This window comes from Streptomyces phyllanthi (assembly GCF_009377205.1).
In the GTDB taxonomy this organism is placed as follows: Bacteria; Actinomycetota; Actinomycetes; order Streptomycetales; family Streptomycetaceae; genus Streptomyces; species Streptomyces phyllanthi.
On the sequence record NZ_VJZE01000267.1, the window covers coordinates 1 to 12514 of the forward strand.

The 12514-nt window shown below is 71.6% G+C and carries 9 protein-coding genes; 8 read left to right on the forward strand and 1 reads right to left on the reverse strand.

The genetic code is table 11. The features are described 5' to 3' along the window. On the forward strand, nt 1–1783 hold a 1783-nt coding region (locus FNH04_RS48705), incomplete at its 5' end, for an ankyrin repeat domain-containing protein (protein ID WP_265580639.1). Nucleotides 1784–1819: 36 nt separating this feature from the next. On the opposite strand, the gene FNH04_RS29450 is transcribed toward FNH04_RS48705, so the two are convergent. Further along, nucleotides 1820–2161, reverse strand: coding sequence for a hypothetical protein (locus FNH04_RS29450; RefSeq protein WP_152788822.1), 342 nt, complete (start codon nt 2159–2161; stop codon nt 1820–1822). 318 nt (nt 2162–2479) lie between these two features. Between FNH04_RS29450 and FNH04_RS29455 the strand changes: the two genes are divergently transcribed. From FNH04_RS29455 to FNH04_RS29485, 7 genes are all read left to right on the forward strand, one after another. Next, nucleotides 2480–4759 (forward strand): M4 family metallopeptidase, encoded by a 2280-nt coding sequence (locus FNH04_RS29455; protein WP_322724175.1) that lies wholly within the window; start codon nt 2480–2482, stop codon nt 4757–4759. 249 nt (nt 4760–5008) lie between these two features. Beyond that, on the forward strand, nt 5009–5389 hold the full coding sequence (locus FNH04_RS29460; protein ID WP_322724177.1) for a MauE/DoxX family redox-associated membrane protein: 381 nt from the start codon (nt 5009–5011) through the stop codon (nt 5387–5389). Beyond that, entirely contained in the window at nt 5386–5862 is a 477-nt protein-coding gene (locus FNH04_RS29465; protein WP_152788823.1) for a peroxiredoxin, read from the forward strand. Before FNH04_RS29460 ends, FNH04_RS29465 begins: the two co-directional genes overlap by 4 nt. A gap of 97 nt (nt 5863–5959) precedes the next feature. Continuing rightward, complete coding sequence (locus FNH04_RS29470) at nt 5960–8770, forward strand: SpoIIE family protein phosphatase/ATP-binding protein (protein WP_194236856.1); 2811 nt, start codon at nt 5960–5962, stop codon at nt 8768–8770. A gap of 89 nt (nt 8771–8859) precedes the next feature. Continuing rightward, complete coding sequence (locus tag FNH04_RS29475; RefSeq protein WP_194236857.1) at nt 8860–10155, forward strand: hypothetical protein; 1296 nt, start codon at nt 8860–8862, stop codon at nt 10153–10155. A 126-nt stretch (nt 10156–10281) separates the two neighbouring features. Then, nucleotides 10282–11646, forward strand: coding sequence for an FAD-dependent oxidoreductase (locus tag FNH04_RS29480; protein ID WP_152788824.1), 1365 nt, complete (start codon nt 10282–10284; stop codon nt 11644–11646). Nucleotides 11647–11767: 121 nt separating this feature from the next. Next, nucleotides 11768–12388 (forward strand): L-threonylcarbamoyladenylate synthase, encoded by a 621-nt coding sequence (locus FNH04_RS29485; RefSeq protein ID WP_152788825.1) that lies wholly within the window; start codon nt 11768–11770, stop codon nt 12386–12388. Nucleotides 12389–12514 lie beyond the last annotated feature (126 nt).

The window sequence follows — 12514 nt, forward strand, 5'->3', positions numbered from 1 at the left end:
CGCCCACCCCTCCCGTACCGCGCTCCTGGAGGCGGTACGCGCCGACCGCGCCGGTCCCGTCGCGAGTCGGCTGCTGCAACTCGCGCGCCGCGGCAGTCCGTTCGTACGCCACGATGCCCTGGACCTTCTCCACAGCACCGCGGCCGCGGTCGGCCGGTACTGGCCCGAGGCGGTCGACACCGCCGTGGACCGGCTCGCCGACCACGACGTCCGGGTACGGAGTCGCGCAGCGCGTCTCCTCGGACACTGCGGGCCACCCGATCTGGTCCTCGCCACCCTGGGCGAGACGGCCGACCCCGTCGTACGCACGATCCTCGCCCGGGGACTCGGGCCCGCCGCCACGGCCCTGGCGGCTGATCCCGTCGCCGCTGTCCGCTTCCTCGCCCACCTGATGTCGCTGCGGGACGCCGCCCCCGCCGAGTGGCCGGGGCTGGACGCCGCGCTGTTCGCCGATGTCCGCGAGGCCGCGCTCCACCTGGACCCGGCGGACATCGGGGAAAGCTGGGGGTGGGCGCTGTACCGGCTCGGGCGCGAGCGGCACACGTACGCGCTCGTGGCCCGTCTTCTCGGCGATCCCGCCACCCGGGACATCGGCGCCCGGCTGGCCCGCACGGCGTGTCATCACTGGCGGTCGGCCGCCGTCGAGCTGCTGCCGCTGCTCGTCCGGCACCGCGGGCCGGGTCTCACTCCGGCCTTCCAGGACGCCTTCACCACGGCCTCGGTCTCCGCGCGGGCCATGTGCGCGCACGGCACTGCGCTGAAGGGGCTGCCCTTCACGCCGTATCCGAAGTCCCACCATGCGGTCCGGACCCGGCCGGGGGCGGTCCACGACCGTGGATCCGCCGCCTCGCTGCTCGCGGCCAAGCCCATCGGCATCACCCGTCTCGACCGCGCCGCCGAGGTCTTCGGCGCCCTGCTGGACGCGGGGCCGCTGACCTTCCGGCAGGCGGCTCAGCTGTACAACCTCACCTTCCGGTGGCCCGGGCGCGTTCAGGCCCAGTGCGCTCCCCTGTGGTTACGGCACGCCGGTCCCGTCGCACTGCCGCGGCTGCTCGCCGTCATGACGCCGTACCTGGACGACCACGGGATCGGTGAGTACTACCTGCGGGGGCTGGCGCGGATGGGGCGCGAGGCGCTGCCCGCCCTGCCGAGCGTGACGGCACTGATCGACCGTCGTACCCGTATCCCCTGCAACGGCTCCACCCCCGACGCGGAAACGGCGCTGGACGAGAGCCTCTTGGCCGCCGCGCTCAGCGCCCGGCGGGCGATCGCCGGCACTGCCGCGCCGGACACACCAGCGGCGCCGGCCGCTCCGGGGAGGGTGCGGTCCGTGGACGCGCCGACCGGTGACCGGCGCAAGGCCCTCGAGGAGGCGGTGCGCCAGGGGCACGCCCGCATGGTGAGCGTTCTCGCCGAGGGCGGTACTGATCCGGAGCAACTGATCGGTGCGTACGACGAGACGACTCCCCTGTGCCTGGCCGCGGCCCTCGGTCACACCGCCGTCGCCGAAGCGCTCCTCGATGCCGGGGCCCGCCCCGGGGCCCGGAACAGGTCGGGGCATCTGCCCCTGGTGCTGGCGGCGACGTCCGGGCCGGAGGGCCGCACGGAAACCGTGGACCTGCTGCTGGAGCGGGGAGCCGACATCGATGCCGTGATGAGGGGCAGGACCGCCCTGGAGTGGGCGGCCCGATTCGGGCGGACGCACATGGTGCGGCACCTGCTGGGGCTCGGCGCCACCCCGCGGCCCACGGCGCCGGTTCAGCCGTCCCCGGACGGACCGTGAGGCGGCGGGTGGGTCACCGAGGAACCGTCAGCACCGTCAGGACTCAAGGGCGTCGGCCCGGCGGCGGAGGTCCGCGGCGATGTCGTCCCAGTCGGGACCGTGCAGATACAGGCTCTCCGCCGCCTCGCGCATCAGCGCGGGCTCGTCAGGGCGCTGCAGGAGCACCAACCGGTAGGCCAGATTGCGGATCCACACCGGCAGCCCGCCGTCGACCAGGTGGGGAGAGAGCTCACGCAGCATGGCGAGGATCGAGTCCGGTTCCGCGAAGGTGAGTTCCTCGACGAAGTGGTGCTCGCGGTGGCCGGCGTCGCACTCGGGTGTGGGCCGGTACTCGTCGCCGTAGAGACAGCGGGCGTGTTCCGTCAGGGTGGAGTGCATGACCACGAGCGTACGACGGCAAGTGCCCTACCCAGCGGGGGACTTGGGGATCGGCGGGCGCTTGGAGGCGTGTGGCGCGCGGCGAGGCTGTCCGGAAAGCGGAGGCGTTCACCCGTGGAACGAACGCTTTCCAGCCATTCACATGAGGTGCCCCTGACACTTCCTTCACAGGTCTGACACTCTGTGCCCACACCGCTCACCAGCGGCGTACACGTACCCGCATCGCAGTTCTCCTGCACGACCCGGCGTCCTGATCCGGCACGCCGGGCCCTTCGTTCGGCCGATCGCCCAACGACGGCCGCAGTACAAGGAGTTCGTGTGAGTTCGACCCCCCACAGATCCACCCGGGCTTTTTCCCTCATAGCGGCCGTGGCCGTGCTGGCCGTCGTGGCACCCGGTGCCCAGGCGAGCGCCCGGGGCGAGGCGTCCGACGCCCCGTCACGCAGCGCGTCCTCCGCCCGGCCCGATCGCGGGGCGCTGCCCGCGAAGCTCACGCCCGTGCAGCGCGCCGCTCTCATCGACCGGGCCCAGAAGGGCGCCGACGAGACCGGGGACCGCCTCGGCCTCGGCGGCAAGGAGAAGTTGCTCGTCCGCGATGTCGTCAAGGACGCCGACGGCACCGTCCACACCCGCTACGAGCGCACGTACGCGGGTCTGCCCGTACTCGGCGGCGACCTGATCGTCCACGCCTCGAAGTCGGGAGCCGTCGAGAGCGTGACCCGGAGCTACAAGCCCCGGCTGAAGGTGTCGGACCTCAGCGCCTCGGTGAACAGGGCGACGGCCGAGCGGCAGGCGCTCAAGGCAGCGCGCGCGGAGGGCTCCACCAAGACCGAGGCGGACAGCTCCCGCAAGGTCGTCTGGGCCGCGAAGGGCACCCCGACACTCGCCCACGAAACCGTCGTGAGCGGCTTCCAGCACGACGACACGCCGTCCGAGCTGCACGTCATCACCGACGCCCGGACCGGCGACAAGCTCTTCGAGTACGAGGCCGTGCACACCGGCACCGGCAACACCCGCTACAGCGGTACGGTCACGCTCGGCACCAGCCAGTCGGGATCGTCGTACACACTCACCGACGCGGACCGGGGCAACCACCGCACGTACAACCTGAACCGGGGCTCGTCCGGTACGGGCACCCTGTTCAGCGGCGCCGACGACGTCTGGGGCGACGGCACCACGGCCAACCTGGAGACCGCGGGCGCGGACGCGCACTACGGGGCGGCGCTCACCTGGGACTACTACAAGAACGTGCACGGCCGCAACGGTCTGCGCAACGACGGCGTGGCCCCCTACACCCGGGTCCACTACGGCAACAACTACGTCAACGCCTTCTGGCAGGACTCCTGTTTCTGCATGACCTACGGCGACGGCGAGAACAACGCCAATCCGCTGACCTCGATCGACGTGGCCGCACACGAGATGACGCACGGCCTCACCTCGGTCACCGCCGGCCTCGTCTACAGCGGTGAGTCGGGCGGTCTGAACGAGGCGACGTCCGACATCTTCGCCGCCGCCGTCGAGTTCGCCGCCGACAACCCCCAGGACGTCGGCGACTACCTGGTGGGCGAGAAGATCGACATCAACGGCGACGGCACGCCCCTGCGTTACATGGACAAGCCCAGCAGGGACGGTGCCTCACGCGACAACTGGTCCTCCTCGCTCGGCTCGATCGACGTCCACTACTCCTCCGGCCCGGCCAACCACTGGTTCTACCTGGCCTCGGAGGGCAGCGGAGCGAAGACCGTCAACGGGGTCGACTACGACTCCCCCACGTACGACGGTCTCCCGGTGACGCCGATCGGCCGGGCCAACGCCGAGAAGATCTGGTTCCGGGCGCTGACCACGTACATGACGTCCACCACCAACTACGCGGGCGCCCGCACCGCCACCCTGCAGGCCGCCGCCGACCTGTTCGGGCTCGGTTCGGTGACGTACAACAACACCGCCAACGCCTGGGCCGCGATCAACGTCGGGTCCAGGATCCTGGACGGCGTGACGGTGGTGCCCCCGGGCAGTCAGTACTCCCTGGTGGGCCGTGAGGCCGGCCTCGACGTACAGGCCTCCTCGACCAACCCCGGCGCCCTCTCCTACGCGGCCACGGGTCTGCCGACGGGGCTGTCCATCGACTCCTCCACGGGCCGGATCTCGGGCACACCGACCGAGGCCGGCCGCTACACCCCCACGATCACCGTGACCGACGCGGCCGGGGAGACCGGCACGGCGGGCTTCGCCTGGACCGTGGACGAGGAGGGGAACGCCACGGTCTTCGAGAACACGTCGGACTACGCGATCCCCGACAACGGCACCGTCGAGTCGCCGATCAACGTGAACCGGGGCGGCCCGGCCTCCAGCACGCTCAGCGTGGACGTACAGATCGTCCACACCTGGCGCGGTGACCTGGTGATCGACCTCGTCGCGCCGGACGGCACGGCGTACCGGCTGAAGGACGCCTCCGCCTCCGACTCCGCGGACAACGTGAACGCGACCTACACCGTGGACGCCTCCTCCGAGACGGCCGCCGGGGTGTGGAAGCTGCGTGTGCAGGACGTCGCCAGCCTGGACACCGGCCGTATCGACAGCTGGAAGCTCACCTTCTGAGCCCTCTCGGGCTCAGTGGTGACAACCGCGCGGTGGTGACAACCGCGCAGTGGTGACAACGGTCAGGGGCTTGTCCTTCCGGGCAGGCCCCTGATCCTTTCCGTCAGGCCTCCGACGGCCTCCCCGCTCGCCGGAGGGCGCCGGCGCGCTCGTGGCGGGCCCGGCCGGACGAGGTGATCAACGGCCCTCTATTCTGGCGCGGTTGGGGTGCACGGGAGTTACCGGAGCACTCCAGGAACAGGAGGAACCGTGCCCCGCTCCGAACGCTCGGCGCTGCTGCTCGCCGGCCTGTTGGCCACGGCGGGCGTCGGCCATTTCGTCGCGCCCCGCCCGTTCGCCGCCACCGTCCCGCGCTCGCTGCCCGGGTCGCCCCGCGCCTGGACGTACGCGAGCGGTGCGGCCGAACTGGCACTGGCGGCCGGTCTGGCCGTGCCGCGCACCCGGCGGGCCTCGGCACGGGCCGCGGCGGCCTTCTTCGTCGGCGTGTTCCCCGCGAACGTCAAGATGGCCGTGGACTGGCGCCACCGTTCCGCACCGCTGCGGACGGCCGCCTTCGCACGGCTTCCGCTGCAGATTCCGCTCGTGCTGTGGGCGCGGGGGGTCGCCAAGGGCGAGGAGGCCCGGTCATGACGCGTGGTGTGGATGTCGGGGACACGGTGGAGGACTTCGAGCTGCCGGACCAGTCGGGTGCCGTCCGGCGGCTGTCGGACCTGCTCCAGGAGGGCCCGGTGGTGCTGTTCTTCTACCCGGCTGCGCTCTCTCCCGGCTGCACCGCCGAGGCGTGCCACTTCCGGGATCTGGCCGCGGAGTTCGCCGCCGCCGGGGCGCGGCCCGTGGGGATCAGCGGCGACGCGGTCGACCGCCAGCAGGAGTTCGCCGGGCGCCACACGCTCGGGTATCCGCTGCTGTCCGATGCCGACGGGACGGTCCGGGAGCGGTTCGGGGTCAAACGGGGCTTCTCCCTGGCGCCGACGAAACGGGTCACCTTCGTGATCGCGGAGGACCGGACGGTCCTGGAGGTCGTGCGCAGCGAGCTGCGGATGAGCGCCCACGCCGACCGCGCCCTCGCCGCGCTGGGCAGGCACGGCCAAGGCTCCGCGTAGCCGCCGGGTGGCACGGTGTGAAGGACCCGAGGTGACCCTCCACCACAGTCGGTGATGCCTCTCGCCTCCTGACGCGGGGCAGTGTAGACATGGGCACATGATCCGACTTCTGGGTCGAGCGCGAGCTCAGTCGGCCGGTCGGCCCGGTGGTCCACGTGGACGGCGCCGGAGCGACCGCGTCCGGCGAGTGCACGAGCGGCAGGCAGCACAGCACATACCCGGCGAACCGGTAGATCGGCGGCAGCGCGGCGGGGGCCCCGGACGGGGACCGTTCGCCGGGCTGCGGGCGGCGCTGGGCGGACGCAGCGTCGCAGGACAGGTGTTCCTGTACCAGGTGGTGATCGTGCTGGTGCTGGTCGTGTCGGCGGTGGGGGCACTCCTTCTCCAGGTGCGGCACGACAGCACGCACGAGGCCCGCAACCGTTCGCTCGCCGTCGCCGAGACGTTCGCCAACGCGCCGGGCACCCGGGAGGCACTGACCGGTCCCGATCCCACGGCCGTACTGCAGCCGCGGGCCGAGGCCGCCCGTGAGCGGTCCAAGGTGGACTTCGTCGTCGTGATGAACACCGACGGGGTCCGCTACACCCATCCCAAGCCGGACCGGATCGGCAAGAGGTTCGTCGGGAACACCGGCCCCGCGCTGGCGGGCCGCTCCGTCACCGAGGAGATCACGGGAACGCTCGGGCCGCTGGTGCAGGCCGTGGTGCCGATCAAGGCACCCGACGGTTCGGTCGTGGGCCTGGTCTCGGCCGGCATCACCACGGAGAACGTGGGCGGTGCCGCGGAGCGGCAGCTGCCGCTCCTGCTGGTCTCGGCGGCCGCCGCGCTCGCCTTCTCGACGGCGGGCACGGCGCTCGTCAGCAGACGGCTGCTGCGCCAGACCCACGGTCTCGGCCCGTCCGAGATGACGCGGATGTACGAGCACCACGACGCGGTGCTCCACGCCGTCCGGGAGGGAGTGATCATCGTCGACGGCGGGGGGCGGCTGCTGCTCGCCAACGACGAGGCGCACCGTCTGCTGGCTCTGCCCGAGGACGCCGAGGGGCGGCACGTCCACGCCCTCGGCCTCGACATGGACACCGCCGAGCTGCTCGCCTCCGGACGTGTCGCCACGGACGAGGTCCACCTGGTCGACGACCGGCTGCTGGCGATCAACCAGCGGCCCACCGACCTCCAGGGCACCCCGTCCGGCAGCGTGGCCACGCTCCGCGACTCGACCGAGCTGCGTGCGCTGTCCGGCCGGGCCGAGGTGGCCCGGGAGCGCCTCAAGCTGCTCTACGACGCCGGAGTGGGCATCGGTACGACCCTGGACGTGACCCGCACCGCCGAGGAGCTCGTCGAGGTGGCCGTCCCGCGGTTCGCGGACTTCGTCACCGTGGACCTGGCCCATGCCGTACTGACAGGAGCAGAGCCCGAGGCGGGCACCACGCTGCGCCGCACCGCCTTCGGCGGAATCCGCCACGACGTGCCGCTCTACCCGGTGGGCGAGGACATCACCTTCGTCCCCTCCTCGCCGCAGGCGCGCAGTCTCAGCACCGGCCGGGCCCGTATCGAGCCCGCCCTCGGCCAGGCCCCCGGGTGGCTGGCTCAGGATGCCGAACGCGCGGCGCAGGTCGTGGAGTACGGCGTCCACTCGCTGATCACCGTCCCGCTGCGGGCGGGCTCCCTGCTGATGGGCGTGGTCAACTTCTGGCGCTCCGAGAAGCCCGAGCCCTTCGACCCCGAGGAACTGGCCCTCGCCGAGGAACTGGTCGCCCGGGCCGCGGTCTCCATCGACAACGCCCGCCGCTACGCGCGCGAGCACGCCATGGCGGTGACCCTGCAGCGCAGCCTGCTCCCGCGCAGCCTGCCCGAGCAGAGCGCCCTGGACGTCGCCTACCGGTACCTGCCCGCGCAGGCCGGAGTGGGCGGTGACTGGTTCGACGTCCTGCCGCTGTCCGGTGCGCGGGTCGCCGTCGTGGTGGGTGACGTCGTCGGTCACGGGCTGCACGCCGCGGCCACCATGGGGCGGCTGCGTACCGCGGTCCACAACTTCTCCGCCCTGGACCTGGCGCCGGACGAGCTCCTGGGACACCTCGACGAACTGGTGGGCCGGATCGACCAGGACGAGGCGGAGGAGGGCCAGGGCGCCGCGGTCACCGGCGCCACCTGTCTGTACGCGATCTACGATCCGGTCTCGCGGCACTGCACGGTGGCCCGCGCGGGCCATCCGCCGCCGGCGGTGGTCCGGCCCGACGGCAGCGTGGAGTTCCCCGACGTGCCCGCCGGCCCGCCGCTCGGCCTGGGCGGCCTTCCGTTCGAGACGGCCGAGCTCGACCTTCCGGAGGGCAGCCGGCTCGTGCTGTACACCGACGGACTCGTCGAGGACCGGGAACTGGACATCGGCGCCGGGCTCGAGCGGCTGCGCACCGCCCTGGTCCAGGCCGGCACCGGCATCTCGCCGGAGGGCACCTGCCAGGCGGTGGTCGACGCCCTGCTGCCGGACCGGCCGCACGACGACATCGCCCTGATCGTCGCCGACACCCGGGCACTGGCCGCCGACCGCGTCGTCGGCTGGGACGTGCCGTCCGACCCGGCGGCCGTCGGCCGGGTGCGCGCCTCGGTCTCCCGGCAGCTGACGGAATGGGGGCTGGAGGAACTGGAGTTCACGACGGAGCTGATACTCAGCGAGCTGGTCACCAACGCGATCCGCTACGGCAGCGGCCCCATACGCGTCCGTATGCTCCACGACCGCAGCCTGATCTGCGAGGTCTCCGACACCAGCAGCACCTCGCCCCATCTGCGCTACGCCGCGGACACGGACGAGGGCGGACGCGGACTGTTCCTCATAGCCCAGCTCTCCGAGCGCTGGGGCACCCGGTACACCCCGGACGGAAAGGTCATCTGGGCCGAACAGGTCCTGCCATGAGCGTTTCCAAGGGCCCCTGTTCGGTGTCTCTGACGTGCGCGGACCATACTGGGAGGCGCACGCCGACCCCCACCTGCGCAGAGTGATCCATGGCCAAGTCCCCCACCGCCCATGCCACCGCTCCCGACACCGTCTGGCTGGCCCGCGGGCGCCATACCGGCCCCGCCGCCGAGGAGTCCGTCCGGCGACGGCTCCTGACGCTGAAACAGGAGGAGGTGATCGACGACTACCGGGAGTTCGACATCCCGCCCGAGGCGGAAGGGTCCCCCCAAGGACATGGCTTCGAGGCCCGTTGGCGGGTCGCGGACGATGTCGTGGTGCGCGCCCGGCTGACGACCGGCCTTCCGGACGGCAAGGACGACGTGAAGGACGACGTACGGGACTGGGTGCTGGCCGCGGAGTCGGACCTCCCCTGGAACCTCGACTGGCCCTCGCCCGCCACCATGTTCTGGCCCGAGGACGGCGGCACACCGTGGGACCACGACGTCGTACCGGGCCTCCGCTTCCGTGAGCTCAATCCGCTGCCTCCGGAAGACAGAGACGTGAAGCGCCTGTTCAAGGACTGCGCCCGCCGCGGCTGGGCCATCCATGTCGTCGTGCACGAGGCCATGACCCCCGATGAGCTCGGGCGCCGTCCGCTCGCGCCGATGATGCCGCCCAGTCTGCGCCACCGCGTCGTGGAGCACCGGGCCGCTCCGGACCAGTTCCACATCGTCAACTGGGCGCTCTACGACCTGGGGGTACGCGTGCCGCGCGGGGGCGCCATCGTGCTGCCCGGGGCGCCCGCCCGGCCCGGCTACGAAGCCGCGGATTTCACCGTGCGCAGTATGTTCCTCGACGGTTCACAACCCACCGAGCTCATCGACAAGGTGGTGCGCTACGCGGCGCTGCCCAGGCCGCTGCCCATCTGGGCCGAGCGGGCCATATCGCAACTGCGCGACGAGTGGCAGCTGTTCACCATCGAGGAGGCGCGGCACCTGGTGGCCACGTACTCCGAGGCCCTGGAGGCGATGACCAAGTCCCGCGACCTGTACCGGGAAGCCGCCGAACGCGCCCACGAGGCGCTGGCCGCCTACCGGGAGGGTTCCCCGGACGCGGCCGTCCCCGCGGCGCGGGAGGAGCCCCGCAAACGCGAGCGCTTCTCCCTGCGTGCTCTGACGAAGCCCCTGGAACGGGTGGGTGGCGGTGCCAGGCTGCTCCGTACGGCGGGTGCGGAGGACTCCGCACGCGACGCGGGCTCCCCGGGCTCCCCGGGCTCTTCGAGGTCCTCGGCCTCCCCGGATGTCCCGGATTCCTCGGGTTCCTCGGCCGTTTCCGGTTCAGCGGTCGACGGGCCGTCCAACTCAGGTTCCACGCCCGGATCTTCGCAGGGCGGCTCCGCGTAGGTGACACCCGGCGACCCCATAAGATCACTTTATGGGGTCATAGACCGGACCCGCGTACCAGGTAAGGCTTGCCTTAGTTTAGGGTTGCCGACGAGTCGCCTGTCGTCGCTCGAAGGGAACCTGATCATGCCCCGCCCCCTGCGGGTAGCCATTGTCGGAGCCGGCCCCGCCGGGATCTACGCCGCCGACGCACTGCTGAAGTCCGACGTGGCCGCCGATCCCGGTGTGTCCATCGACCTCTTCGAGCGGATGCCAGCGCCGTTCGGACTGATCCGCTACGGCGTCGCCCCCGACCACCCCCGGATCAAGGGCATCATCACGGCCCTGCACCAGGTGCTCGACAAGCCGCAGATCCGTCTTTTCGGCAACGTCGACTACCCGCGGGACATCAACCTGGACGATCTCCGTGCCTTCTACGACGCGGTGATCTTCTCCACGGGCGCGACCGCCGACCGGGCGCTCGACATACCCGGTATCCACCTCGACGGCTCGTACGGCGCGGCGGACTTCGTCTCCTGGTACGACGGCCACCCGGACGTGCCGCGGAGCTGGCCGCTGGAGGCGGAGAAGGTCGCCGTCCTCGGTGTCGGCAACGTCGCGCTCGACGTGGCGCGCATCCTTGCGAAGACGGCCGACGAGCTGCTCCCGACCGAGATCCCGCCGAACGTGCACGAGGGACTCAAGGCCAACAAGGCCCTGGAGGTCCACGTGTTCGGCCGCCGGGGCCCGGCGCAGGCCAAGTTCAGTCCGATGGAGCTGCGGGAGCTCGACCACTCCCCGAACATCGAGGTCATCGTCGACCCCGAGGACATCGACTACGACGAGGGCTCGATCGCGACCCGGCGCGGCAACAAGCAGGCCGACATGGTCGCCAAGACCCTCGAGAACTGGGCCATCCGCGATGTGGGCGACCGGCCGCACAAGCTGTTCCTGCACTTCTTCGAGTCGCCGTCGGAGATCCTCGGCGAGGACGGCAGGGTCGCCGGCCTGCGCACCGAGCGCACCGCGCTCGACGGCACCGGCAACGTCAAGGGCACCGGCGAGTTCAAGGACTGGGACGTCACCGCGGTGTACCGGGCCGTGGGCTACCTGTCCGACAAGCTTCCCAAGCTGCCCTGGGACGTCGAGTCGGGCACGGTCCCGGACGCGGGCGGCCGCGTGATCGAGGAGACCGGCGCGCACCTGCAGTCGACGTACGTCACCGGCTGGATCCGCCGTGGCCCCGTGGGCCTGATCGGCCACACGAAGGGCGACGCCAACGAGACGGTCGCCAACCTGCTGGACGACTTCGCGAACGGCCGTCTGCACGAGCCCGCCACGCCCGCGCCGCAGGCCGTGGACGCGTTCCTCGCCGAGCGGAACGTCCGCTTCACGACGTGGGAGGGCTGGTACCGCCTCGACGCCGCGGAGAAGGCGCTGGGCGAGCCCGAGGGCCGCGAGCGCGTGAAGATCGTCGAGCGGGAGGACATGCTCAGGGAGAGCGGCGCGTAGGGCTTTGCCAGGAAGCCGAGGGGGGCTGCGGGCCGTCCGGAGCTGCGGGTCGTCCGTGGCTGGTCGCGCGGTTCCCCGCGCCCCTTTCGGCGCGCGGCCCGAGACGGCATAAGCTCTGCAGATGGCCAGGTACTTCGACGTCCACCCCGACAACCCCCAGCCCCGAGCCATCGGTCAGGTGGCCGACAGCATCCGTGAGGGTGCGCTCATCGTGTATCCGACGGACTCGTGCTTCGCTCTGGGGTGCCAGCTGGGCAGTCGTGACGGCATCGACCGGATCCGCTCGATCCGGAACCTCGACAGCCGCCACCACTTCACCCTCGTCTGCGAGAACTTCGCGCAGCTGGGCCAGTTCGTACACGTCGACAACGACGTGTTCCGGGCCATCAAGGCCTCGACGCCCGGCAGTTACACCTTCATCCTCCCCGCGACGAGGGAGGTGCCGCGCAAGCTGCTGCATCCGAAGAAGCGAACCGTCGGCGTGCGCATCCCCGACCATGTCGTGGCCCAGGCACTGCTCGCGGAGCTCGGGGAGCCGCTCGTCTCCAGCACCCTGCTCCTGCCCGACGAGGACGAGCCGATGACACAGGGCTGGGAGATCAAGGAGCGCCTCGACCATGTGGTCGACGCGGTGGTCGACTCCGGCGACTGCGGCACGGACCCGACCACGGTGATCGACTTCTCGGGCGGGGAAGCCGAGATCGTGCGCCGGGGGGCGGGGGACGTCTCGCGGTTCGAGTAAGAGCCTGTGTCATATCCCCGGTCGGATCAGCGCGCGGCGTCTGGTGCGTGCGATCGCAAGGCGCCGGAGCGCCCTCGATGGGGGTCCCCCCGCTCGAGCGAAGCCGAGAGTGGGGGAGGAGTCACG